General features: G+C 60.1%; 21 protein-coding genes. 11 read left to right on the top strand and 10 right to left on the bottom strand.

The genetic code is table 11. From position 1 onward, the window contains the following. Positions 1 to 41 precede the first annotated feature (41 nt). Positions 42 to 581 (top strand): LOG family protein, encoded by a 540-nt coding sequence (locus tag GXM22_RS09990; RefSeq protein ID WP_005930520.1) that lies wholly within the window; start codon positions 42 to 44, stop codon positions 579 to 581. Between the two features lie 73 nt (positions 582 to 654). Then, entirely contained in the window at positions 655 to 1,407 is a 753-nt protein-coding gene (locus tag GXM22_RS09985) for a ZIP family metal transporter (protein WP_005930516.1), read from the top strand. Positions 1,408 to 1,460: 53 nt separating this feature from the next. Here GXM22_RS09985 and GXM22_RS09980 read toward each other — a convergent pair whose 3' ends face one another. Further along, positions 1,461 to 2,078, bottom strand: coding sequence for a ribonuclease M5 (locus GXM22_RS09980; RefSeq protein WP_005930513.1), 618 nt, complete (start codon positions 2,076 to 2,078; stop codon positions 1,461 to 1,463). Further along, complete coding sequence (gene holA, locus GXM22_RS09975) at positions 2,075 to 3,103, bottom strand: DNA polymerase III subunit delta (RefSeq protein ID WP_005930510.1); 1,029 nt, start codon at positions 3,101 to 3,103, stop codon at positions 2,075 to 2,077. Before holA ends, GXM22_RS09980 begins: the two co-directional genes overlap by 4 nt. A 167-nt stretch (positions 3,104 to 3,270) precedes the next feature. Between holA and GXM22_RS09970 the strand changes: the two genes are divergently transcribed. Together GXM22_RS09970 and GXM22_RS09965 are read left to right on the top strand one after the other, a co-directional pair. Continuing rightward, positions 3,271 to 4,554: an amidohydrolase family protein gene (locus GXM22_RS09970; RefSeq protein ID WP_035393803.1), complete on the top strand. Its 1,284-nt coding sequence runs from the start codon at positions 3,271 to 3,273 to the stop codon at positions 4,552 to 4,554. An 82-nt stretch (positions 4,555 to 4,636) separates the two neighbouring features. Continuing rightward, on the top strand, positions 4,637 to 5,227 hold the full coding sequence (locus tag GXM22_RS09965; protein ID WP_005930504.1) for a rhomboid family intramembrane serine protease: 591 nt from the start codon (positions 4,637 to 4,639) through the stop codon (positions 5,225 to 5,227). A 54-nt stretch (positions 5,228 to 5,281) separates the two neighbouring features. Here the strand turns inward: GXM22_RS09965 and GXM22_RS09960 are convergent, their stop codons facing one another. From GXM22_RS09960 to htpG, 5 genes are all read right to left on the bottom strand, one after another. Beyond that, a complete protein-coding gene (locus tag GXM22_RS09960; RefSeq protein WP_005930501.1) occupies positions 5,282 to 6,049 on the bottom strand; it encodes a copper homeostasis protein CutC in 768 nt (255 codons plus the stop codon). A gap of 131 nt (positions 6,050 to 6,180) precedes the next feature. Beyond that, entirely contained in the window at positions 6,181 to 7,680 is a 1,500-nt protein-coding gene (gene galT / locus GXM22_RS09955) for a UDP-glucose--hexose-1-phosphate uridylyltransferase (RefSeq protein ID WP_005930497.1), read from the bottom strand. Beyond that, positions 7,677 to 8,963: a galactokinase gene (locus GXM22_RS09950; protein WP_005930495.1), complete on the bottom strand. Its 1,287-nt coding sequence runs from the start codon at positions 8,961 to 8,963 to the stop codon at positions 7,677 to 7,679. Before GXM22_RS09950 ends, galT begins: the two co-directional genes overlap by 4 nt. A 139-nt stretch (positions 8,964 to 9,102) precedes the next feature. After that, entirely contained in the window at positions 9,103 to 10,218 is a 1,116-nt protein-coding gene (locus tag GXM22_RS09945; protein ID WP_005930493.1) for a 5-bromo-4-chloroindolyl phosphate hydrolysis family protein, read from the bottom strand. A 99-nt stretch (positions 10,219 to 10,317) separates the two neighbouring features. Then, complete coding sequence (gene htpG / locus GXM22_RS09940) at positions 10,318 to 12,246, bottom strand: molecular chaperone HtpG (protein ID WP_035393587.1); 1,929 nt, start codon at positions 12,244 to 12,246, stop codon at positions 10,318 to 10,320. 287 nt (positions 12,247 to 12,533) lie between these two features. On the opposite strand from htpG, the gene GXM22_RS09935 reads away from it, so the two are divergent. Together GXM22_RS09935 and GXM22_RS09930 are read left to right on the top strand one after the other, a co-directional pair. Continuing rightward, positions 12,534 to 12,965 (top strand): hypothetical protein, encoded by a 432-nt coding sequence (locus GXM22_RS09935; protein WP_035393585.1) that lies wholly within the window; start codon positions 12,534 to 12,536, stop codon positions 12,963 to 12,965. 36 nt (positions 12,966 to 13,001) lie between these two features. Further along, positions 13,002 to 13,508, top strand: a complete 507-nt coding sequence (locus GXM22_RS09930) for an HD domain-containing protein (protein WP_005930482.1) — start codon at positions 13,002 to 13,004, stop codon at positions 13,506 to 13,508. Between the two features lie 117 nt (positions 13,509 to 13,625). Here GXM22_RS09930 and GXM22_RS09925 read toward each other — a convergent pair whose 3' ends face one another. After that, positions 13,626 to 16,802 carry an ABC transporter ATP-binding protein/permease gene (locus GXM22_RS09925; protein WP_035393582.1) on the bottom strand — a complete coding sequence of 1,059 codons (3,177 nt, stop codon included), beginning with the start codon at positions 16,800 to 16,802 and terminating at the stop codon, positions 13,626 to 13,628. A 332-nt stretch (positions 16,803 to 17,134) separates the two neighbouring features. On the opposite strand from GXM22_RS09925, the gene GXM22_RS09920 reads away from it, so the two are divergent. The 4 genes from GXM22_RS09920 to GXM22_RS09905 all read left to right on the top strand — a co-directional run bounded on the left by GXM22_RS09920 (position 17,135) and on the right by GXM22_RS09905 (position 23,247). Beyond that, a complete protein-coding gene (locus GXM22_RS09920) occupies positions 17,135 to 17,887 on the top strand; it encodes a response regulator (RefSeq protein WP_005930473.1) in 753 nt (250 codons plus the stop codon). 20 nt (positions 17,888 to 17,907) lie between these two features. After that, a complete protein-coding gene (locus GXM22_RS09915) occupies positions 17,908 to 18,705 on the top strand; it encodes a sensor histidine kinase (protein ID WP_035393799.1) in 798 nt (265 codons plus the stop codon). A 254-nt stretch (positions 18,706 to 18,959) separates the two neighbouring features. Next, entirely contained in the window at positions 18,960 to 21,914 is a 2,955-nt protein-coding gene (locus GXM22_RS09910; protein WP_050762771.1) for an acyl-CoA dehydratase activase, read from the top strand. A gap of 16 nt (positions 21,915 to 21,930) precedes the next feature. Further along, a complete protein-coding gene (locus GXM22_RS09905) occupies positions 21,931 to 23,247 on the top strand; it encodes a 2-hydroxyacyl-CoA dehydratase (protein WP_005930465.1) in 1,317 nt (438 codons plus the stop codon). Positions 23,248 to 23,326: 79 nt separating this feature from the next. Here GXM22_RS09905 and GXM22_RS09900 read toward each other — a convergent pair whose 3' ends face one another. Beyond that, positions 23,327 to 23,539 (bottom strand): EAL domain-containing protein, encoded by a 213-nt coding sequence (locus GXM22_RS09900; protein ID WP_005930462.1) that lies wholly within the window; start codon positions 23,537 to 23,539, stop codon positions 23,327 to 23,329. After that, the gene (locus GXM22_RS15360) at positions 23,521 to 24,513 is read right to left on the bottom strand and encodes a collagen-like triple helix repeat-containing protein (protein ID WP_005930460.1); all 993 of its coding nucleotides are present in this window, start codon (positions 24,511 to 24,513) and stop codon (positions 23,521 to 23,523) included. Before GXM22_RS15360 ends, GXM22_RS09900 begins: the two co-directional genes overlap by 19 nt. Positions 24,514 to 24,732: 219 nt before the next feature. Here GXM22_RS15360 and GXM22_RS09890 point away from each other — a divergent pair, with 219 nt between their 5' ends. Then, positions 24,733 to 25,368 carry a LexA family protein gene (locus GXM22_RS09890; protein WP_005930458.1) on the top strand — a complete coding sequence of 212 codons (636 nt, stop codon included), beginning with the start codon at positions 24,733 to 24,735 and terminating at the stop codon, positions 25,366 to 25,368. Positions 25,369 to 25,371 lie beyond the last annotated feature (3 nt).

The following is a 25,371-nucleotide window of genomic DNA, read 5'->3' as shown; positions in this document are numbered from 1 at the left end:
CGTGATAAAATAAGGCAAAAACGAAACTGGGGGAGAATACAATGAACATCACGGTATATCTGGGCGCAAACGAGGGCAATGATCCGGCCCTGAAGCAGGCGGTGCAGGAGCTGGGAAGGTGGATCGGGGAGAGCGGGAACGCGCTGGTGTACGGCGGCTCCCGCTGCGGCCTGATGGGAGAGATCGCCGAAAGCACCCTGAACGCCGGGGGCGAAGTGACCGGCGTGGAACCGGAGTTTTTTGTGCAGGGAGAGCTGCAGCACGAGGGGCTGACGGAGCTGATCGTGACAAAGGATATGACGGAGCGCAAAACAAAGATGATCGCGCTGGGGGATGCGTTTATTGCATTTCCCGGCGGCACCGGCACACTGGAGGAGATCGCTGAGGTGATGTCTAAGGTGTCGCTCAGGCATCTGGATGCGCCCTGCATCCTCTATAACCTGAATGGTTACTACGATGGCCTGAAAGCCCTGCTTGGCCGGATGATCGAAAAGGGGCTCTCCTCCCCGGAACGCCAGCAGGGGATCTATTTTGTAGAGGATCTGGAGCAGATCAAGGAAATTTTGCAGAAATCGTTTTGAAGGTCCTGTTTAGGGTCGCTCTCTGCACACCTCCTGCCGCCCTGGCATAGACCGGGAAAAGGGGGAGTGCGATTTGGAACAGATTTTCCTGACGGCGGCCGTGCTGCTGCTGCCGATGCTCTGCACCACGGCCGGTGCGGCTGGTGTGTTCCTGCTGCGGAGGACCGGGGAGCCTGCCACCCGGCGGATGCTCTGCGGCATGGCGGCGGGCATCATGCTGGCGGCCAGCGTATGGAGCCTGCTTTTGCCGGCCATTGAGCGGGCAGAGCAGGGGCCGCTGCCTGCATGGGTCCCGCCTGCCGTGGGCCTGCTGCTGGGTGCAGTAGGGCTTTTGCGGCTGGAAACGCTGGCGGGCCGCCTGCTGAATGCCGGGCCGGGCCGCTGTGGGCGGATGGTGCTGGCAGTCACCCTGCACAACCTGCCCGAGGGGATGGTGGTGGGCCTTGCTGCTGCGCTGGCCCTGCGGGGAGAACCGGATGCCATCAGCGGGGCGCTGGCCCTTGCGCTGGGCATCGGGCTGCAGAACATTCCAGAGGGAGCTGCGGTCAGCCTTCCGCTGGCGCAGGAGGGCAGGTCTAAGCGCCGTGCCTTTGCGGCGGGGGCTGCCTCCGGGCTTGTGGAGCCGTTGGGGGGCCTGCTGGCCCTTGCACTGGCCGGGTGGGTCAGTGCAGCCCTGCCCTGGCTGATGAGCCTTGCCGCCGGGTGCATGGTCTGTGTGACGGCACAGGAGATGATCCCGGAAGCCGTGGAGGCAGACGAACCGGCGGGGGTCATCAGCGTGGTGGCAGGGTTTGCCCTGATGATGGCGCTGGATGTTGCCCTATAAAATATTCTGTAACGCAAAAAGGAGACCGCGCGGTGCGGTCTCCTTTTTGTCTGTCAGTGTGCTTCTAGTATTTCGGCCTGCAGGGTATCCAGCTGCTCAAAGCTGTACAGCCGGTTCAGTGCCTCCACCAGCTCCTTTTTGGAGAGCCGGGGCGGCAGGCCCAGCGCGTTGAGCAGCTGGTATTTCCGCTCGGCACTGCCCGGGGTGCCGGAAAGCCCCCAGTTGTACAGGTCGGTGTAGGTGATCTGCCGACCCTCCGGGCGGGCAGGCGCGGCCCCGGCTTCTGCGCCCAGTGCATCCCGCAGGCATTGCAGGACGATGGCATCGTCCACGCCTTCCACGCCCAGCAGGCCTTCCTTGCCAGGCTGTGGCTTCCGCTTTTCCTTGCCATGGATGGCGGGCACATAGGCCTGCACCACGTTTTCTGCCCCCACCAGACCGGTGATGTAGGTGCGGATGCGGAACCCGGCAGCATCGGAATCGGTGAAGAGAATCAGACCGTTTTTCTTCGCCAGGGCTTTCAGCAGCAGCTGGCGTTTTTTGTCCTTGTAGATGCCAAAGCCGTCTGTCAGCAGGATCATGGCATCGGTCAGGTGGGAAAGGCGGGCGGCATCGTATTTGCCCTCCACCACCAGCACCCGGTCGGTGTGCAGCAGTTCCCGTTCACTCATCGTCCGCTCCCCGCCAGCGCCAGACGGCAGAGTGCTGCTTCCAGCAGGGTCTGCACATCCACGGGCTGGCTCTTCAAACTTTTATCGAGGTCCAGCAGCACCTGCAGGCAGGTCTCCAGCTGGCCCAGCGTGTAATGTGATGCCGTTTCGGCTGAGCGCTTGAGCCGGTAGTCGCTGCCCTTGTAGCCAAAATCCTTGAACACGGCGGCGTAGCTCTTCCGTTTGGAAGCCCCCAGCTTGACCCGGTACAGGTCTACATAACTGCCAATCATTGCGCCGGTGATGGCAATGGGCTCCTGCTGTAAGCGCAGCAGGGTCTGCAGCTTTTTGCAGGCACCGGTGGCGTTCTTGGCAGTGATCATCCGGATCATCTCAAACACATCCGCTTCCAGGCTCACGGTGCCCATCTCGGCCACCATGGCGGCGGTAACGGTCTGGTAGCCGGAAAGGGCACAGAGCTTGTCTACCTCGTTTTCCAGCAGGAAGGGATCCTCGCCGCAGCGCTCCAGCAGGGCTGCGGCAGCGCCCTCGGGCAGGGTGGTATCCTGCGCCTTGGCCCGCTCAATGAGCATCATCTTCAGCTCGTAGGGCTTGGGTTTGGAGAGCTCCTCGACAAAGCCCAGCTTTTTGCATTCAGCAATCAGCTTCTGTGCCCGCTTGCCGGTCTTGAGCTTGCTGCGCTCCAGCTCGAACACACTGCCCAGCACCACCACGGCATTTTCCAGGCTGGAAAGGGTGCTGCACAGTTCCTCCAGATCCTTGTCGCCGTAGGCGGCGGGGTCAAGCTCGGGCAGCACCACCACGCGGCGGGTGCCAAAGAAGGAGATGGTGCCCGCCGCCATGATGAGCTGCTCGATCTCGGGCGCGGCACCGTCCAGCACGGTGGTCTCCTCATCTGTGTCAGCGCTCAGTATCCGGACGGCGGCAGACACCGCCTGCCGGACAAGATACCGTTCGCTGGAATAGAAATAGTAGACCGGACAGCCGCGGTCTGCCAGCTGGCGCAGTTTGGCTTCCGTTGCCATGGCGGGGCCCCCTTTCAGAAAAGAATACCTTATAAGTGTACCCACCGGGGCGGGAAATGTCAATGCAGGAGGCAGAAGAAAAAACGACAGATGTCTTTTATCGCTTCCGCAAACGTGATATACTGAAAGAAAACGGCCTGCGCCGGAACGGAAAGGGAAGAATACGGATGAAACGAGCCTATTTCAACTGCATCCTGCTGGACGGCACCGAACAGATGGAGCCGGTGGCGCACAAGATGGTGCTGGTGGACGGGGAGAAGATCACCGCCATCGTGGAGGATACCGCCCCCTGTGAGGGGTATGAGAAGGTAGACCTTAAGAGCGGCTACCTGATGCCGGGCCTCATCAACCTGCATGTCCATCTGGCGGGCAACGGCAAGCCCAGCGCAAAGCCCCGGGATAACGCCGCACTGGTGCGCAGGATCCTGAGCAATGGCCTGACCCGGGCGGTGGCCTACCGGCTGGTGTGCAGTTACGCCAAGCTGGAACTGCTGGGCGGCGTGACCACCATCCGCACCGTGGGCGGTCTGGCAGATTTCGATACCCGCTGCCGGGACGACGCGGCAAAGGGGAAGATCCTGGCTCCCCGCATCCTTGCCGCCAACGAGGGCATCTCGGTGCCCGGCGGGCACATGGCAGGCTCGGTGGCGGTGGCGGCCCACAACAATGCCGAAGCGCTGGCCCAGCTCCGCAGGGCCGGTGAACAGGGGGTGGACCTGGTCAAGCTGATGATCACGGGCGGCGTGCTGGATGCCACCCAAAAGGGCACCCCCGGCGAGCTGAAGATGAAGCCTGAGACGGTCCGGGCCGTCTGCGATGAAGCCCACAGGCTGGGTTATCCCGTGGCTGCCCACACCGAATCGCCCGAGGGCGTGAAGGTGGCGCTGGAAAACGGCGTGGACTCCATCGAGCATGGCGCAAAGATGGATGAGGAGACCATCCGGCTCTACAAGGAGCGGGGTGCTTTCGTCTGCACCACCATTTCCCCGGCGCTGCCCTATGCACTGTTTGACCCGGCCATTTCCGGCGCTTCTGAGAAGGACCAGTACAATGGCAGGATCGTCTTTGACGGCGTGGTGGAGAGCGCCAGAACGGCCCTTGCCAACGGCATTCCGGTGGGTCTGGGCAATGATGTGGGCTGCCCCTACGTCACACAGTATGATTTCTGGCGGGAGCTGTGCTACTTCCATAAATACTGCGGCGTGAGCAACCAGTTTGCTCTCTACACGGCCACCCTGCGCAATGCCCGGCTGGCCGGTGTGGGGGATGTGACCGGCTCCATTGAAGCAGGGAAGAGCGCTGATTTCATCGTGACCCGGAAGAACCCGCTGGACGACCTGACTGCCCTGCGCCAGCTGGAGCTGGTGGTCTGCCGCGGACGTGCCGTGCACAAGCCCGCTCCCAAGCGGAACAAAACGGTGGATGCCCAGCTTGACCCGTATCTGGCATAAATGCTATAATATCCTTAAATTCCGTCCGTGCCAGAGCGGGCGTTGAAAGGATGAAACGCTTACGAAACGTCCCAAGCTTACATTGCAGCTGCAATACAATTCGCCGGTGATCCTGACCTTTTTTCTGCTCTCCCTGGGGGCTTTGTTCCTGGGGCAGTGGACAGGCGGCTGGACCACAAAGCACCTGTTCTGCGTCTATCGCGGTTCTCTGAAAGACCCACTGTTTTACATCCGGCTCTTCGGCCATGTGCTGGGCCATGCCAGCTGGGATCATTTCCTGAACAATATGCTCCTGCTGCTGGTCATCGGCCCGCCGATGGAAGAAAAATATGGCAGCGGCCCCCTGCTCAAGGGCATCCTGCTCACGGCGCTCATCTCGGGCGTTCTGCAGTGTGTGCTCTTCCCCCATACTGCCCTGCTGGGGGCTTCGGGCATCGTGTTCATGCTCATCATGCTGGCATCGCTGTCGGGCTTCTCCGGCGGCATCCCGGTGACCATGCTGCTGGTGGCGGCACTGTATCTGGGCCAGCAGGTGTATGATATCATCTTTGCGCACGATAATGTGGCGAACTTCATGCACATTGTGGGCGGTGTGTGCGGCACAGCCTTTGGGTATGTGTATGCCATGCTGCCCCGGAAACGCAGGAGACCGGCTGCCAGAAAAAAGCGATGATCAACAAACGACCCCGGAAAGCTTGACTGCAGCTTTCCGGGGTCGTTTTATGGATTATAATTCGTTCAGGACCCGCCGCGCGGCACGGATGGTCTCCTCGTTGGTCTGCCAGACCTCAAACTCGGAGAAGCCGGGCAGGCCCATGGGAACACCTTCCCGCCGGAAGGTCATCCGGCTGTCCAGCACCTGCTTGCCGGACATGTGGAAGGCGTGCGCGCCTGTCTCAGCTGCCAGAGCCGGAAGATTGGCCGGGGTCACGCCCGCGCCCACCAGGATCTCAAGATCAGGCCCGGCGGCCTCCACCAGCCGACGGAGCAGGGGAGCGCCCGCCGGGGCGCTGGCAGCCTGCCCGCTGGTCAGGATGGTGCCAAGGTTCAGCGCTTTGGCCGCTTCCAGCGCCGCAAAGGGGTCTTTGCAGACATCAAAGGCGCGGTGCAGGGTGCAGACGACCGGACGGCCAGCGGCCTTTGCAGCGGCCCGGGCGGCCGCGTAGATGGGGCGCAGTGCGTCCACGTCCAGCTCCCCCTCCGGGGTCAGCACACCGGTCACAATGCCGTCCACACCCGCCTGCACCAGCGCGGCGGCGGTCTCGGCCATCTGGGCAAGCTCATAGCGGTCGTAGCAGAAATCACCGAATCGGGGCCGCAGCAGGGCACGCACCGGCAGGCCGGTCTCGGCCTTGACCTGCCGCACCAGCGCAAGGCTGGGTGTGGTGCCGCCGATGATCAGGTCGGCGCACAGCTCCAGCCGGTCGGCCCCGCCCCGCTTTGCCGCAAGGGCGCTTGCGACACTGTCTACACAAACTTCCAATGTGTAAGTCATAAATACCTCCAAGGCCCGTCAGCATCTCTACTGACGGGCCTTTCGTTGCTTTGATAAACTTAAACCATTCTGCCAAGGGCTCCCCTACTAGGGGAGCTGGCACGCGAAGCATAACTGAGAGGTTTAATCCATTACTTTACACTTTCGAGGAACCGCACGAAACCGGCGCGGCCGGCTTCATCCAGCTTGTAGACACCGGCATCTGCCAGCACCTGCGCGAACACCTGGCCTACCTCATCCTGCAGGATCAGGTGGACGCTGTCGCTGTTCAGCTCAGGATGGCGGGCCAGGATCTCCTGTGCCCATGCGGCGTGCTTCTGCAGGGCTTCGGGGTACTGCTCGGCAGGCACCCGGGCCACCAGCATATCTGCCAGATCGAACAGCTCCTGCTTCAGGCGGCTGGGAAGGACTGCCAGACCCATGACCTCGATCAGGCCGATGTTCTCCTTCTTGATGTGGTGGAGCTTTGCGTGGGGATGGTAGACCCCCAGCGGGTGCTCCGGGGTGGTGATGTTGTTGCGCAGGACCAGATCCAGTTGATATCTGCCATCCCGCATCCGGGCAATGGGGGTGATGGTGTTGTGGGGTTCGCCGTCCGTCTCTGCAAAGATGAAGCTTGCCTCGTCGGTATAGCTGCGCCATGCGGTCAGGATCTTGTCTGCCAGCTCCACCAGACGCTCGTCATCCGCACAGGTCAGGCGGATGCAGCTCATGGGCCAGTGGACGATGCCGGCTTCCACATCCTCAAAGCCGGGGAACACCCAGCTCTTCTCGATGGGGGCCTTGGCCATGGCGAACTCGTAGTGGCCGCCCTGGAAGTGGTCGTGGCTCAGGATGCTGCCGCCCACAATGGGCAGGTCTGCATTGCTGCCCACGAAATAGTGGGGGAACAGGCCCACGAAATCTAGCAGCTTGCGGAAGGTGGCCCGCTCGATCTTCATGGGGGTGTGCTGGCTGTTGAACACGATGCAGTGCTCGTTGTAGTAGACATAGGGGCTGTACTGCAGATTCCATGCGCTGCCGTTGATGGTCAGCGGGATGATGCGGTGGTTTTCGCGGGCGGGATGGTTCATCCGGCCTGCATAGCCCTCGTTCTCCACGCAGAGCTGGCACTTGGGGTAGGCGCTCTGGGGGGCCAGCTTGGCGGCGGCAATGGCCTTGGGGTCCTTTTCGGGCTTCGAGAGGTTGATGGTGATATCCAGATCGCCGTAGGGGGTCTTGGTGACCCACTTCACGTCCCGCTTGATGCGGTAGCGGCGGATGTAATCGGTATCCTGGCTGAATTCATAGAACCAGTCGGTGGCGGCCTGGGGGCCCTCGCTTTCGTACCGCTCCTCAAAGTTGGCGCGGACAATGGAGGGGCGCGGGGTCAGCACGCCCATCAGCTTGGTGTCAAACAGGTCGCGGGCAGTGGAATTGTCCTCACACACGCCCCGGGCCACGGCATCGTCCACCAGCGTTTTCAGGATGCTCTCGAGGTCGGTGTAGCAGACATCTCCCTCGGGCTCGGTAAAGCTGTCCAGCTGCATGGTCATCAGCAGCTGATTGCGGATGTAGATCTCGTCATCGGGCAGGATGAGCCCGGTGTCCAGCCCATAGTTGACGAGCTGTTGAATGGCAGTAGAGATCACAGCACGGCACCTCCTTCCGGACGGATGGAGAGGATGTGGCACTTGCCTGCGCCCAGAATGGCCTCCATCTCAGCCTTGAAGGCATCCAGCTTCTCCAGCGGCACAAAGGCCTGCACGGTGCCGGCAAAGCCGCCGCCGTGAACGCGGACAGCGCCCGCGCCGTTCAGGAAATGCTTTGCGGCGGCAATGGTCACAGCCACTTCCTGATGCTCTTTGTACCCGGCGGGGATGACGTTCTGCAGGTATTCCCAGCTGCTGGTGCCGGATTCGTTGACCAGCTGCAGGAAGGTCTCAAAATCACCGGCGCGCAAGGCATTTACCTGCCGGGCAACGCGCTGGTTGTCGGCGTAGATGTGGAAAGCCCGGAGCACAGCCCGGTCACCGCACTGTTTGCGGCATGCGGGCAGATTTGCAATAAAGGTCTCAAAGGGCACATCCCGCAGGACTTCGCCGCCGCAGACAGCGGCCACGGCGCGGCACTCGTTGGGGATGGCGGCGTACTCATCGGTCAGGTCGGCGTGGTCTGCACCGGAATCCAGGATGCAGAGGGCAAGGCCTGCCTGAGAGAAATCCACCTGCACCGGCTCCACATCGGGGTGGGCAGGGTCGGCAAAGTCGATGGTGATAATGTTGCCCACGCTGGAGGCCATCTGATCCATCAGGCCGCAGGGCTTGCCAAAGTAGACGTTCTCTGCCCACTGGCCGATCTGCGCAATGGCGATGGGGGAGACCTTTTCGGCCATGAAGCGGTCGTTCAGGATGACACCGATCAGCACCTCAAAGGCGGCAGAGGACGAAACGCCGCTGCCCTTGGGCACATTGGAGGAGATGTACACGTCCAGGCCGGAGAGGGCAGCGCCACGCTCCTTGAAAGCCTCACACTCGCCCCGCAGCAGGGCCATGGTGGTGTTCTCTTCCTCCTTGCGGGCAGCAAGGTCGCCAAGGTCGATGACACAGAGGTCATAGCCCTCGCTCTGCACACGCAGCTGGTTCAGGCTGTTGGGGGCAGCGGCAGCGATCATGTCAATGTTCACGCTGCCGGCCAGCACCCGGCCATGCTGGTGGTCGGTGTGGTTGCCGCCGATCTCGGTGCGGCCCGGGGCGCTGTACAGTCCGGCCTCGGTGTGGGCACCAAAGGTGGCTTCCAGCCCGTCCAGCACTGCCGCATAGCGTGCGGCGTGGGCAGCGGTCTGCTCCGGCGAACAGCAGTAGAGGGAGGCCAGCCGGGCGGTATGGGTGCCGCCCGCCAGCTCCTGCTTCCAGACAGAAATAGGCTTCATCATGGCGCGTTCCTCCTCGTATAGGTGAATGATTCTTCAAAGGGCCAGGGCCCGTTCTTCTGATTCTATAATATCGGTTCTGTCGAGAAAAGACCATGTATTATTGTTGCATCTGGATGAAAGGTCAACGCAGTTCCGGCGGTCAGCTCCGGGGCGCGAAATCGCCGCCGGTGAGCCCGTCGAGGTTCAGCATCCCTTCCAGCGCGGCAATGTCGGTGGAAACATCCAGCGCATCGGAGGCAAACAGCTTGTCCAGCTGGTTTTCAAAGGCGGTGATGAGCAGATCCATGCTCCGCTCAATGCTCTGCTTTGCCTCAGTGATGTTGGTGCCCTGCACATCCTGTGCCGAGAGCTGGGCGTAGGTATTCAGCAGCTTCAGCGCGGTGGGCAGGTAGTAATCCATAAATTTCTGCAGCTGGGCTTTTTTGTCCGGGTCCTTTTTTGCCAGTGCGAAGATGCGGGCGCTGACATCCTCCAGCCGGGAGATCTTGGCCGTCATCACCGGGTCGGGGATGGCATCGTTGGCCTGCCGGAGCTGGCGCTGCAGGGCGGCATACTGATCCTCGGGAGCCGGTGCGGGTGCGGGCTCGGCGGGCCTGGGCGGCTGGGGCGCAGCGCCCCGCACCACCAGCGTGCCGGTGCGGTTGTCGATATAGGCATCGGCCCCGAAATAGCCGTGGTCGATGGCGCGCTCCACGGCGGCGCGGCCCCTGTCGGCATCAATGCCCGCGGCTGCAAAGAGCTCGTCCAGCGGGATATTATCCCGGGTCCCAACGATCTTGTCCAGCTGGCGCTCCAGCTTGCGGGCCTGCTTCATCCGCAGGCCCATGGCCAGCGCAGCGCCGCCGCCAATGGTCTGGGCCAGCGCGGTCAGAAACTCGCCCCAGTCGAACCAGTAGCCCCACAGGTCGATGATATCGGCAAGGCCTGCAAGGCCTACCACCAGAAAGATGCCGCCGAACACCGTGCAGAGGCTGGTCAGGGTCTTGTGCCACTTTTTGGCGTTCTGCTGCTCGGCAGTGGGCACATCGTGGCCATAGACCGGCTCAGTGTCCCGGGCCGGCTGACCGGCACCGGTGTCCTGGGGACGGAAATCGCTGGAATATTCCGCGTTCTCCTGCTCCTTTTTCTCGGCATCCCGGTCAATGGCACGCAGGATGAAGAACAGGATGCCCAGCCAGGGCGACATGGCGAATACTACCAGCAGGGCAATGGTGGGAATGTGGGCAAGAAAATGTTTGCTGCGTCTGGGCTCCATGGGGCAGAATCCTCCTAAAACAAAAAAGCCGTGTTCCACTTTATTATAGCGGAGCACGGCCCTTTTGTTAAGGGGGTAATTTATTTGTGGGAAAGGAAATTACTTCATCAGGCTGCAAACGGCCTCGGCGTAAGCGGCGGGATCATCCACGGGCAGGCCCTCGATCAGCTGTGCCTGTGCATAGAGCAGGCTGCTGTATTTCTTGACCTTGTCGGTATCACCGGCCTCCTGTGCGGCCTTCAGCACGGCGAACACGGGGTGGTTGATGTTCAGTTCCAGCACCTTGTCGCTCTTCACGCCCTCGCTGCCGGGCTGCTTGGAGAGCACCTTCTCCATCTCGATGGACAGGGGGCCGTCGGCGCTCAGGCAGACAGGGTGATCCTTCAGGCGGGTGGAGACCTTGACCTCCTTGACCTTGCCGTCCAGAGCGTCCTTCATGGCATCGAACAGGGGCTTGTTCTCGGCGGTGGCATCTTCAGCGGCCTTTTTCTCGTCCTCGGTCTCAAGGCCCAGATCGCCGCTGTTGACGTTCTTGAACTCCACGGTGCCGTCCTTGCCCTCGGCATCCTTGCGGGGGTAGCTGCGCATGATCTGCAGGCAGAACTCATCCACGTCCTCGGTCAGCAGCAGGACATCATAGCCCTTGTCCAGAACCAGCTCGGCGGCGGGGAGCTTGGCCAGACGGTCAGTGGAGTCACCGGCGGCAAAGTAGATGAACTTCTGCTCGGCAGGCATCTTGTCCACATACTCCTGCAGGGTGACCATCTTCTGCTCCTTGGCAGACCAGAACAGCAGCAGGTCGCGCAGCAGCTCAGCGTGCATCCCGTAATCAGAGTAAGCGCCGAACTTGATCTGGCGGCCGAACTCCTTCCAGAATGCCTCGTACTTTTCGCGGTCGTTGACCAGCATGGAGTGCAGCTCGTTCTTGATCTTCTTTTCCAGTGCGTTGTGGATCAGCTTGAGCTGGTTGTCCTTCTGCAGCATCTCACGGCTGATGTTCAGGCTCAGATCCTGGCTGTCCACAATGCCCTTGACAAAGCTGAAGTAATCGGGCAGCAGGTCTGCGCACTTTTCCATAATGAGCACGCCGGATGCGTACAGAGCCAGACCCTTCTCATACTCCTTGGTGTAGAAATCATAGGGGCGATGGCTGGGCACGAACAGCAGGGCGTTGTAGTTGGCGGTGCCCTCGGTGCGGCTCACAATGACGCGGGCGGGGTCAGAGTAATCGTTGAATTTATCCTTGTAGAAGCTGGCGTATTCCTCGTCGGTGACCTCGCTCTTCTGCTTCTTCCAGATGGGCACCATGCTGTTCAGGGTCTCAAGCTCGGTGTAGGTCTCCCACTCCGGCTTGTAGTCCTCGGGCTTGGGATCGGGTTCGGGCTTCTGGCGGCTCTTCTCCCGCTCCATCTGGATGGGATAGCGCACATAGTCGCTGTACTTTTTGACGATGGCCACGATGCCGTATTCATCGAGGAAGTTCTCGTAATTGTCGGTATCGGTGCTGTCCTTGATGTGCAGGATGATGTCAGTACCGGCGGTGTCCTTCTCGGCGGGGGTCAGCTCGTAGCCATCAGCACCGCTGGACTCCCACTGCCAGGCCTCGTCCGCACCGTATGCCTTGGAGATGACGGTGACCTTGTCGGCGACCATGAAGGCGGAGTAGAAGCCCACGCCGAACTGACCGATGATGTCGATGTTCTCGTCCTTGTTGTCCTTTTTGAAGTCCAGAGAACCAGAGTGGGCGATGGTGCCCAGGTTCTGCTCCAGCTCCTCTTTGGTCATGCCAATGCCGTTATCGGAGACAGTCAGCAGGCGATTGTCCTTGTCGCGGGTGAGCAGGATACGGAAATCGCCCTTGTTCATGCCCACGGAAGGATCGGTCAGGCTCTTATAATAAAGTTTGTCGATGGCATCCGAAGCGTTGGAGATCAGCTCACGGAGGAAGATCTCCTTGTTGGTGTAGATGGAGTTGATCATCATGTCCATCAGCTTTTTGCTTTCAGCCTGAAATTCTTTCTTCGCCATAATACAAAACCTCTTTTGTACAGTATTCAGATCCGGCCCCTCGCAAAAGGAGCGGCAATGCAGAAGAAACAACCGATGCTGCATCTTCTTAGCACTCATATCTTTCGAGTGCTAATATACACCGATGCGGGTCAAAAATCAAGGGGTTTCATAAAAAGTTCAGAAATGAACTGGAACAAAATGCCTTTTGTGCGTTGCTACAAAAAATTCATAAAGAAATAGTTGACCTTTCACAATTTTTAGCGTATACTGGTCAGCGGAAACAAACGAGGAAAGAGGAATATGTTATGGCAATGAAGCCGGAGATCTCCGTGAAGAACCTGCTGATGCAGGCATTCCTGACGGGCTGGGAACGCTCGGACAAGAGCATTTCGCAGGATGAATACTTACAGAGTGCCATTCAGGTCATCGAGGTGCTGCAGGTGGAACCTGAAAATGTCTACGCCGAGGAGGGCCTGGGCCTGACCGATGGCGATGAGGTGGATCATCTGGACGACCTGCTGCGGGCAGACGGCCAGTGGCTGTATTACGGCGTGGAGGAGGAAAACTTCTTCCTCATCCAGTGGTACCCGGACAAGGCTTCTGCCGAGGCCAAGCTGGCCGAGCTGGAAGCACTGGGCGACGGCAGGCAGTATCTGGTGGACCTGAGCCTGACCCGCGAAAATCCTTCGGCCGCTGAGAACTTCGGCAGCTCCAACCCGGTTCAGCTGCGGAGCTGAGCCCGGCGTTTCTGACAAAAAGAAAGGGAATTTTCCATGCAGCTTTCACAAACGGAACGGGAGCGCCTGTCCGCTATTCTGGAACAGTACGACCATCACCCCAAGGTGCAGGAAATGCGTGAGTTTATCCAGCACGGTGATGTGACCACCTACCAGCACTGCAAGAATGTGGTCGTGGTCAGCTGCTGGATCAACCACCGCTTCCATCTGGGAGCCGATGAGACCACGCTGGCCGTGGGGGCCTTCCTCCATGATTTCTACCTCTATGACTGGCACAAGCAGGGCTCCTTCCACGGCCTGCGGCATCTGTTTGAGATGCACGGCTTTTCCCACCCGGGGTCTGCCTGTGTGAACGCACAGCGGGTGTTCGGCATTACCAAAAAGGAGCAGAACGTCATTGCCAGCCACATGTGGCCCCTGACTTTCCGTCATATCCCGACCTGCCGGGAGGCGGTCATCGTCTGTCTGGCGGATAAATACTGCGCCATTGTGGAGAGCATGTTCCGCCGCACAAGGGTGGGCGCTGACGAAGAAGAGTGGTAAAGAAGCCGCAGCACTGTTCACATTAAAGCAAAAGACCAGAGTTGTAACGCCTTTTGGCGAAACAACTCTGGTCTTTTTTGCTGGGGCTTGTGCAACAGCCTCTTTGGAAAAGTGATCTTATTCTGCTCTCAGAGCCTTGACAGGGTCAGAGCGGGAGGCGGTTTTGGCGGGGATAAAGCCGCCCAGAATGGTCAGCACAGTTGCCAGCGCAACCAGCACCACAGCGGCCTTCCAGGGCAGAACGGCCACTACGCTGGTGCCGACGGCGATCTTCTGGATGAGCATGTTGCCCGGAATGAGCAGCAGTCTGCTGAGGCCGATGCCCATGAGGCCCGAGCACAGGCCGATGATGAAGGTCTCGGCGTTGAACACCTCGGAGATGTTCCGCTTGGAAGCACCGATGGCACGCAGGATGCCGATCTCCTTGCGGCGCTCCAGCACGCTGATATAGGTGATGATGCCGATCATAATGGAGGAGACCACCAGCGAGATGGAGACAAAGGCCACCAGCATGTTGGAGATCATGTTGATGATCCTGGTCACGGAGGTCATCAGGGTGCCCACCACATCGGTGTACTGGATCACCTTGTCTTCCGCGCCCTGCTCACGCATGGCGGCATTGTAGCTGTCCAGCACATTGAGGACCTTCGCCTTTTGCTCGAAGTCCAGCGGATAGATGTTGATCTGGCTGGGGTCGTCCTCGCTGGCATAACCAAAGGCCTGCAGGTTGCTTTCATAGGTGGCGCTGGTGGACATCATTTTCGACTTCATCAGCTCCGCCAGATCGTCCTCGGTCATGTTGAATTGGATGGCATTCCGGAACGCATCTGCGTCGATCTTCAGCGCACTTTCCATCTGGCTGCCAAGAGAGGAGAAGCGCTCGGTCATCTGACTCTGCAGGTTTGTGCTGATCTGGCCCATGGCCTGCTCCATGGCAGCGCCCAGCTGGGTCTGTAATTCGGCGGCGATCTGTTCCGAGAAGTTTGACATCACGCTGCCCATGACCTGCTGCATGGCGGCAGTAAACTGCTCCTGCAGGGCAGCGGTATCGATGAGGCTGCCCATGGAATCCTTCATCAGCTGCTGGAACTGGTCACTGGCGAGATACTGGTCAAAACCGATCTTGTCCAGCCCCAGAATGCCGTTGCCGATGATGTAATCCTTGTAGCCGGTCATCACCTTCTGGGCCAGCTGCTGCATTTTGTCGGCGGGGATGGAAATGTCCATGTTGGCGAACACGTCCGTCAGGGCGCTCATGTCGATGCCGGGCGTTTCGGCCAGATCAAATTGGAAGCTGTCCGGGTCAATGAGGGAGGAAAAATCTACGGAACCGTCACTCAGGTCGAACGCGCCGCTCAGGTCAAGATCCAACTTGCCGGGGTCGAACTGGAAGGCGCTCTCGAGCTGGTCGGTGTCAATGGAAAAGAGGGAGGCCATGTCCACGGCAGTGGTCTGCTCGGTGCCGAAGGGTTCGCCATTCAGCACATTGGTCTGCGGGTCGGCGAGCTGATCCTGCACCAGCCTGCTCTGGGCGGCGGTGTCCATGACGTGCCGGGTCAGGGAGGCGGGATAGGCGATGCCGGAGGACAGCATGGCGGCGGAGGCGTTCTCCCTGGGCTGCACCACGCCCACGATGGTCATGGTCTCGCTGTTGGCCACAAGCTCCTGCAGGAAGGCCTTGTCGTCCGATTTATCCACCCAGGTGCTGTGGGCATCGTCGTACTGGTAGCGGTCGGCCGCGTTGACCAGCTTGAAGGTGCGGCCCAGAAAATCGCTGTACCGATAGGTCTTGAAATCCTCGGGCACATCCACATTCTGGTTCTGGGCGAACTGCTGGATCATCTTGTCCAGCTCGGCGTTGTCACGCAGGCCCAGCGCGTAGAGGGCATAATCGGTGATGGAACCATCCGCACCCAGCACGGCAACACACTCGTTGTAGCTTTCGGGCCAGCGGCCTGCCTTGACCTCGTACTGGGAATGATACAGGGCATCGCTGGCGGGCAGCTGGTAGAACACGCTGGTGTTCATCATGCTGGCCATCATGTTATTGGTCGAGCTGGTGGAGCTGATGCCCAGAGCGGAAAGGGAGGAATCCGGGTTCACCTGCCGGATGCTGCCGTCCGGGTCCTGGCGGTAGATCTGAGGCTGGACATTATAGGAATACTCCACCGAGGAAACGCTCTCCCCGATGCTGCAGGCATCGCTCTCGAGGTAGGCTTTCAGGCTCTTCAGGTCGTTGGAGGTGATGCCGGAAACCATCTGGGTCACGAGCTGGCGCACCGGCACCATCCCCTCGCCGAGGTCGGGGGCGGCGGGCTGGCCGGGCAGGTCAGCAGACAGCAGGCTGGTCAGATCCATGCCGCTGCGCAGGATCTGCACCGGGTACTCGGAAAGGGTGTCCCGCTCCATATCAGCGATATACTGGTTGACACCGGTGGACAGGGAAATGATCAGCGCAATGCCGATGATGCCGATAGAGCCTGCAAAGGCCGTGAGCAGGGTGCGGGTCTTTTTGGTCCAGAGGTTGTTGAAGCTCAGGGTCAGCGAGGTCCACCACGACATGGAGGAGTGGCCCATGTTCTTGTGAACGGCAGGGGCAAGCTGAGTGGTGTCGGGCTCGTAGGGGGCGGTGTCGGAGCGGATGACACCATCCTTCAGGTTCACGATGCGGGTGGCGTACTGCTGGGCCAGCTCCGGGTTGTGGGTGACCATGACCACCAGCCGGTCCTTTGCCACCTCCTTGAGCAGCTCCATGACCTGGATGCTGGTCTCGCTGTCCAGCGCGCCGGTGGGCTCGTCCGCCAGCAGGATATCCGGGTTGTTGACCAGCGCACGGGCAATGGCAACGCGCTGCATCTGGCCGCCGGACATTTCGCTGGGGTGCTTGTGCAGCTGATTGCCCAGCCCCACCTTCTGCAGTGCCTCGGTGGCGCGGTGCTTGCGCTCTGCGCCCGAGATGCCGGAAATGGTCAGAGCCAGCTCCACGTTGGCCAGAACGGTCTGATGGGGGATCAGGTTGTAGCTCTGGAACACAAAGCCGATGGTGTGGTTGCGGTAGGAGTCCCAATCGCGGTCGGTGTACTTTTTGGTGGAGATCCCGTTGATGACAAGGTCACCGCTGTCGTACCGATCCAGGCCGCCGATGATGTTCAGCAGGGTGGTCTTACCGGAGCCGGAGGGGCCCAGGATGGCGACGAATTCGCTGTCGCGCAGGTTCAGGCTGACATCATTCAGTGCGGTCTGTACTAGGTCACCGGTTTTGTATTCCTTGCGGATCTTTTTCAGTTGAAGCATAGGCAGGCCTTTCTTATGCATGCCCGGCGGCGTGTGGGAAATGCCGGACAAAAAACAAAATAACGTAGATATGGTATCAGATGAATGTGAACAAACCGTTGCTTTTCTGGAAAGATGGTGTTATGCTGGAGAAGGTAAAAGAAACAAAAATCGACACTTTATGACGTAAATTACCAGAAATCAAGACGCAAAAAGCCGCCATTCCTGCACAGTTCGACGCATAGTGACGTTTTTTCGGGGATTGAATCTTTCCGCAGGGCCTTATAAAATAGTATCGTACAGTACGCACGGAAGAAAAGTGCGGCAAATTTAAGGCAAAGGGGAAGGTTGGATTGACGGAACGACTCGTTTCAAAGCTGCATGTCGCGCTTTTGAGCTACGACGAGCGGGAGATCCGCGTCCGGAAAAATTATCTGGAGGAGCAGAATCCGGCGATCTGCTGTGTCTGCTTCCACAGCGGCGAGGAGCTGCTGCGGGAGCTGCGCCAGCAGCGCAGTGTGGATATCGTGGTGCTTTCGAGCCAGCTGGAGGATATGGATGGGTATGAGTTCCTCAAGCGGCTCAACAGCCTGCATAACCGCCCGCTGCTGCTGTTGCAGGGGGATGACTGGTACAGCGATGCCACGGCATCGTTCCTGCGGCCGGACGGCAGGCAGTACCTGCCGGAGCGCAGCAGCCTGCTGGATCTGCTGCTGGATCTGCGCAGCTCCACGGACATCGGCATCTTCTGGGTGCTGCCGTTCTGCAAGCAGCTTTATGCGGAGTGGGGCATCCAGCAGCCGGATGTGAACTGTGAATATCTGACCACTGCGCTGCAGGTCGTCTGCGGCACAGAGCGGAAGCTGGCCGTGCGCAAGGAGATCCTGCAGACTGTGGCCGAGGAACACCACACCACAGTGGCCGCTGTGGACTGCGGGATGCGCCGCCTGATCGACGGGGTGGAAAAATACAACACCGAAGCCTGGCAGAAATTCAAGCAGGATTACGGCCTGATGGGGCATAGCGTTACCCTGGGCAAGCTGATCTATGCGGGCCGCCAGAAATTGATCGACAGCGGAACGCAGGGACGGAAGGCCGGACGATGAGAAAAAAGAGAGAGAACGGAATGGCAAAAGAGAGCGGGATGGGGGATTTCCCCCGCAAACAATTTGAGAGCGTGCTGCTGCACTCCCTGCGCATCATGGACCAGAACCGGGAATACCTGCAGATGCATCTGGCCCGGACCGGAGACGAAAGGACCCGGCAGGCGCTGGAGGATATGGGGCAGGAGAGCATCCGCCTGGAGCGCACCCTGCGGGAAATGATGGGTCTGCTGGAAGTGGAGATGAACGACAAGCCGTCCATGAAGCCGGTAGACCTGTGCTGGATCCTGATGGAGGCCGCCCAGATAGCCCCGGAGATCGAGAAGCAGCTGGGCATCCGGCTGATCGTGGATCACAGCCCGTTCCGGCGCTGCTATGTCAAGGCAGATGCTCAGGAGGCCGAGCAGCTGCTGTTTCATCTGCTTTCCAACGCCCTGCGGGCCGTAAGCCCCGGCGGGCAGATCAAGATCCGGCTCACCCGGGACGACGAGGATCTGTACCTGATCGTGGAGGACGACGGCTGCGGCCTGCCCACCGGTGAAAACTGGATGGAGAACCGCCGCCGCTTCCTGGGCGGTGTGCAGGCAGGGCTGCTGCTCTGCCGCCGCTACTGCGCCCACATGGGGTGGGTGCTTTCCCTCACGCCGCGCGGTGCCGGAAGCGGCACCCGGGCGGAGGTGCGCATCCCGCTGGCCGGAACGATGTTTCCCATTGAGGGCAGCGTGGAACTGCACACCATCCATCCGGCACTCACCACAGCGGATGGCCTGCGCTGGCAGATCCTGCGGGAGCTTGCTCTGTTGTCCGATAAAATGGAATGATACGATATTCAGCGCCCTGCTCCGGGCTTTTCCGGGGCAGGGCGTTTTTGCGTAAAAATCACTCTGAGTAAAGAATCTTAACCGGAACGTAGAAAAACAGGGGGGCTGTATTCGTGAATTTAACAAAATGTTTAACTTTTTGAGCGGAAAATACTATTTTTTGCGTGTAAAATATGATGACTGGATTGATTGTATCCCGATTTTTGAGTATAATACAACTGTATTTTTATATTGTTCCTCAGGAGGAAAAGCAAGTGAGAGTAGGTCTTGACATCGGAAGCACCACCATCAAGTGCGCGGTGCTGGACGAACATGATGCGCTGATTTATTCAACATACGAGCGTCATTACAGCCATATTCTGGAAAAGGCGCAGGAGCTGCTGCGCCGCATTGATGCAGAGCACCTGCACGGAAACAAGGCTCTGCTGAGCATCTCCGGTTCTGCCGGTATGGGCCTGGCCGACAGCTGCGGCGTGCCCTTTGTGCAGGAGGTGTTCTCCACCCGTGTGGCAGTCAAGCGGTTTGTGCCCGCCACCGACTGTGTGATCGAGCTGGGCGGCGAGGATGCAAAGATCCTGTTCCTGACCAACGGCACCGAGGTCCGCATGAACGGCAGCTGCGCCGGCGGCACCGGTGCCTTTATTGACCAGATGGCCACCCTGCTGAAGATGAGTGCCGACGAGATGAACAAGGCCGCGGAAAAGGCCGAGCGCACCTATACCATCGCGTCCCGCTGCGGCGTGTTTGCCAAAAGCGACGTGCAGCCCCTCATCAATCAGGGCGCGCGCACGGAGGATATCGCCGCCAGCATCTACAAGGCGGTGGTCAACCAGACCATTGCCGGTCTGGCACAGGGCCGCCCCATCAAGGGCAATATCCTGTATCTGGGCGGGCCGCTGACCTTCAGCAGCGTGCTGCGCAAGAGCTTTGATGAGGCGCTGGGGGTCACCGGAACCTGCCCCGAGAACAGCCTGCTCTATGTGGCGCTGGGTGCCGCCCTCTATGCGGACAAGGAGTTCGACCTCTCCGCAGTGGCCGACGCGCTGGACCAGTACGCCGCCACCGCTACTTATGCCAGTGAGCCTCCGCTCTTTGCCAACAAGCAGGAGTACGAGGAATTCCATGCCCGGCACATGTCCCACAGAGTGCCTCATGTGCCTTTCAGCGCCCAGTGCGGCCCGGTGCATATCGGCATCGACTCCGGCTCCACCACCGTCAAGCTGGTGGTGGTGGACGAGAAGAGCCAGATCCTGTACACCAATTACCAGCCCAACCTTGGCAACCCGCTGCCCCTGATCCGGGAACAGCTGATCAAGATCTACCGGGAGCACCCCGGCCTGCAGGTGGCCAGCGTGACCACCACTGGCTACGGCGAGGAACTGGTCAAGAACGCCTTCCGCTGTGATTATGGCCTGGTGGAAACGGTGGCTCATTTCACCGCCGCCAAATACTTTATGCCCGATGTAGATTTCATCATCGATATCGGCGGTCAGGACATGAAGTGCTTCAAGATCGAGGATGGTGCCATCAGCAACATCTTCCTGAACGAGGCCTGCTCCTCCGGCTGCGGCAGCTTTTTGCAGACCTTTGCTCAGGCATTGGGCTATGATGTCAAGAAGTTCGCCGCTCTCGGCCTGTTCGCAGACCGCCCCGTGGATCTGGGCAGCCGCTGTACCGTGTTTATGAACAGCTCGGTCAAGCAGGCCCAGAAGGACGGTGCTTCCATCGAGAATATTTCCGCCGGTCTGTCCATCAGTGTGGTCAAGAACGCGCTGTACAAGGTCATCCGCGCATCCAGCCCTGAGGAGCTGGGCCGCAGGATCGTGGTGCAGGGCGGTACTTTCTACAATGAAGCTGTTCTCCGCGCCTTTGAAAAAGAGATGGGCGTGGAGGTTATCCGCCCCGACATCGCGGGCCTGATGGGTGCCTATGGCGCGGCCCTGTTCGGCCTGCGCCAGAGCCATAAGAACCATCAGGAAACTTCCAGGATGATGAATCTGGCCGAGCTGGAAGCCTTCGACCAGAAGGTAGTCAGCGTCAAGTGCGGCGGCTGCGGCAACCACTGCCAGCTCACCATCAACACCTTTGCCGATGGCCGCAAGTTCATCTCCGGCAACCGCTGCGATAAGCCCGTGACCGGTAAGAGCGAGGACGACAGCCTGAATCTGTACGCCTACAAGCAGCAGCTGCTGGCCGGTTACAAGCCCGTGCCCGGCAAGCGCGGCTCCATTGGCATCCCGCTCTGCCTGAATATGTACGAGCTGCTGCCCTTCTGGCACACCTTCTGGACCAGACTTGGCTTTGCCGTGCACACCAGCCCGGTGTCCAGCCGGGGGCTGTATCTGGCCGGTCAGGCCACCATCCCCAGCGATACCGCCTGCTTCCCGGCCAAGCTGAGCCACGGCCACATCAAGGCCCTGAGCCAGATGCACCTGGATGCCATCTTCTACCCCTGCCTGACCTACAACTTTGACGAAGGTCTGGGCGACAACCACTATAACTGCCCGGTGGTGGCCTATTACCCTGAAGTTCTGGCAGGCAACTGCCCCGAGCTGGAGGGCCAGAAGTTTATCTATGACTATGTGGGCATCCACCGCCCCAAGGACTTTGTCCGCAAGATGGCAAAGGAAGTCCTGCCCAAATACTTCGGCGGCATTTCCGAAAAGGAAGTGCAGGCCGCTGCCGATGCTGCCTACGCCGAGCACGAGGCCCACATGGCCCAGATCCGGGTCAAGGGCAGCGAGATCATTGATGAGGCACGCCGTCAGGGCAAGCGCATCATCGTGCTGGCTGGCCGCCCCTACCACGTTGACCCTGAGATCAACCATGGCATCGACCACCTCATCACCCGCCACGGCGCGGCTGTTGTCACCGAGGACAGCATCTCCAACCGGGTGGAAAAGTTCCCCACCAGTGTGCTGAACCAGTGGACCTACCACAGCCGCCTGTATGCGGCGGCCAAGTACTGCACCACCCAGAAGGATATGGATCTGGTGCAGCTGGTCTCCTTTGGCTGCGGCGTGGATGCCATTACTACCGATGAGACCCGCGAGATCCTGCAGGCAGGCAGCAAGCTCTACACCCAGCTCAAGATCGATGAGATCACCAATCTGGGTGCGGTCAACATCCGTCTGCGCAGCCTGTTCGCCGCTCTGGAAGAGCGCGATGAGGCGGCAGAGGAAAAGGCCGCCCCCAAGGCAGAAGCCTGATACATAGGAGGAACCTATGGAATACAATTATCCCAAATTTACCCCGGAGATGAAGCAGACCCACACCATCCTCATCCCCAACATGGCCATTACCCAGTTCCGGCTGCTGGAATACGCCCTGCGCTACGACGGCTACAAGTGTGAGATCCTGGGCAACTGCGGCAGCGCTGTGGCACAGCTTGGCCTGAAATACGTCCACAACGACACCTGCTATCCGGCCCTGCTGGTTATCGGCCAGTTTCTGGATGCCCTGAACAGCGGCAAGTATGACCTGGATCATACGGCCCTGCTCATCACCCAGACCGGCGGAGGCTGCCGTGCTTCCAACTACATCCACCTGCTCCGCAAGGCTCTGGTCAAGGCGGGCTATCCCCAGATCCCCGTTGCCAGCCTGAACTTCTCTGGTCTGGAAAAAGACAGCGGCTTCCAGATGACCCTGCCGCTGGCCCGCCGCGCGCTGGCCTGCATTTTCTACGGCGATATGCTCTGTGCCCTGCGCAATCAGGTGGCTCCCTACGAGAACGAAAAGGGTGCCGCTGACCGGATGGTCGATCTGTGGGTCGAGCGTCTGGGCCGCGTTCTGCTGGCCGGCAAGGGCTTTACCGCCCGGGAAATGAAGCACACCTTCCCGCTCATTGCAAAGGATTTTGCGGCTATCCCCGTGACCCGGGTGCCCAAGGTCAAGGTGGGCGTGGTCGGCGAGATCTACGTTAAATACAGCCCCTTGGGCAACAACGACCTGCAGAAGTTCCTGGAGAGCCAGGACTGTGAGGTGAACTTCCCGGGCCTGATGGGCTTTGTGCAGTACTGCATCTTCAATATGGGCGAGGATCATGTCCTCTACGGCGGCAAGCTGGCCGTCAAGATGGGCACGGATCAATTGCTCAACTGGCTGGACAGCGTGGAGCGTGCCATGCTCAAGGCCACAGCCGATGCCGGATTCTACGCCCCCGGGCCCTTCAAGGAGCTGGTGGAAAAGCCCCACGGCATCATTTCGCTGGGGGCCAAGATGGGCGAGGGCTGGCTGCTGACCGCCGAGATGATCGAGCTGGTGCAGGGCGGCTACGGCAACATCGTCTGTGCCCAGCCCTTCGGCTGCCTGCCCAACCATATCGTGGGCAAGGGCATGGTGAACAAGATCCGTGCCCTGTATCCCAGCGCCAACATCACCCCCATCGATTACGACCCCAGCGCCACCCGGGTCAACCAGGAAAACCGCATCAAGCTGATGCTGGCAGTCGCCAAGGAGCGCCTGAACGCCCCGGCGCAGGCTGCCCCCCTGACGGCAGAAGAGATCGCCGGTGGTGCTCCCCGGGTCGAGACCACGGTATAATTCTTTCTAAACAGCAACACTCCCCTTCGGGCAGGACCGTGTGTCGCACGGCTCCGCCCGAAGGGGAGTGTTTTTTGTCTCAGCTGCAAAGATACCGCCGCTCGAACTCCTCAGCCGGGATGGCCTTGGAAAACCAGAAGCCCTGCGCGCCATCGCAGTCCAGCGAGCGGAGGAGCTGCACCTGCTCCTCGGTCTCGATGCCCTCGCAGATGACGTTGTAGCCCAGCCGTTTGACCAGATGTACGATCTCCCGCAGGAAATCGGTGCGCCTGCTCAGGCCGGAACGCCCCACAGCTCGATCGTGGCACCGGCGGCAAGCCGGACGTTGGTGTCCACGGTCAGGGTCAGCCTGCCGAGCTTTTGGCTGGCATCCACATTCTGGCCGCCGCTTCCGGCAGGTAAAACGACCGCAGGCGGTGCACCCGTGGTGCCGGATGCGGCAAAACAGAGATACTGCCCGAAGCAGGGAAGTGCCTGAAAGCTGGCAAAGGTGCGGGTGGGCGGGCTGCTGGCAGCACAGGGGGCAGAAGCACTGAGCAGCTGAGCACCATCGCTGGTGCTGCACACCCAGTGCAGCGTGCCCTTGGATTGGCTGCTGCCTGCCTGAAACAGCACCTTCAGCGCCTGCAGTTCGGTGGGAAAGGTGCGTTCAAAGCTGGCAGCGGCGGCGTTCAGGGACACCTTTTCCAGCAGCTCCCACTGGCCGGGATCGCTGGGGTCACCCTTTGGGCCCTGGGGGCCGGGTTCTCCCTGCGGGCCTTGCGGGCCGGGCTCTCCTTTGGGGCCGGTGGGTCCTGCGGCACCGGGTTCTCCCTGCGGTCCGGGTTCACCCTTTTCGCCCCGGAATGCACCGCTTTCCACAGCTGCTTTCAGCCGGTCGAGCAGGGCCTGCCAAGCGGGCGTGCCGGGCTGGGGCAGGGTGCTGTCCTCAGTGCCGGAGTTTTCGGCCACGCAGTAGCACACGTCCGCACTGGTCAGGGTGCGGGTGCCATCGGTGCCCTCAAAGGTGATGCGCCCCTCCCCGGGCACAGCCGTGATGAGGGCGGGCACCTCCACAAGGCCGTCCACCACCAGCGTGGAGGGGGCAGCGTTCCCATCCGGCAGGTGCCAGAAGGCCCGCAGGGTCATGCCCTGCCACTCGCCGTCGGCTTCCACCCGCAGGGCGTAGATGCCCCGGTTTCTGGTGTAGCCGAAGCGGAGCAGGCCATCGTACCCCTGCAAAGCAGCCCCGCCGCCCGAGGATAAATGGATCTGTCGTTCAATCATACAGTTTCACTCCTTTTGTCGTGATTTTTGCGTTCAAAAAGCTTGACTTTGGTTAGAGTTTCCGGTAAGATTGTGAAAAGACCGCAGAAGGTCTGGTGGATAAAATCTAACCAAAATCAGCTTGTGAGGCTATAATATCTGATTAAATTCAGAAAGTCAAGGGAAAATCTGAATCCGGTTAGAAAACCGGCGTTCTGCACAAGAAGGAGTGCAAAATTTGTGTTTTATGACTGCTACACGGCCCTGTGTCAGGCCAGAGGCATCAGCCGCAGCCGGGCCGCGCAGGAGATGGGCCTGAGCAATTCCACAGTGACCAAATGGAAAAACACCGGGGCGACCCCCTCGGGCGAGACGCTGGCCAGGGTGTCCGCCTATTTTGGCGTGCCGGTGGGGGAGCTGCTGGGCGAAGCCGTTCCATCGGTGCAGGAGGAGCGGAAGCTGCCCGAAGGGGCTGTCCCGTTCGATCCCGCTCTCACGGCTCCGCTGCTGGGCACGGTGCGTGCAGGCCTGCCCATGTATGCGGAAGAAAACATTGAGGGCTACATCCCCATCACCCGGAAGGACGGGGCACGGTACTTCTGGCTCCGTGTCCGGGGCGACAGCATGAACGCCGTGGGCATTTCGGAAAACGATGAGATCCTGGTGCGGGAGCAGCCGGAGGTGGAAAACGGCCAGCTTGCTGTGGTGATGGTCAACGGCGATGAAGCCACCGTGAAATATTTCCGTCAGGAGGGGAGCCTTGTGGTCCTGACTCCCAAAAGCTTCAACCCCGTGCACCAGCCCCAGATCTATGATCTGAAACGGGTGCAGGTGCGGGTGGTCGGCCTTGTGGTGGAGTGCCGCAAGGTGTTCTGAAAA

The sequence above is a fragment of the Faecalibacterium duncaniae genome, from assembly GCF_010509575.1.
GTDB classification, from domain to species: Bacteria; Bacillota; Clostridia; order Oscillospirales; family Ruminococcaceae; genus Faecalibacterium; species Faecalibacterium duncaniae.
Note: the sequence above shows the minus strand (reverse complement) of the source record. Positions and strands in the feature narration are given on the sequence as shown.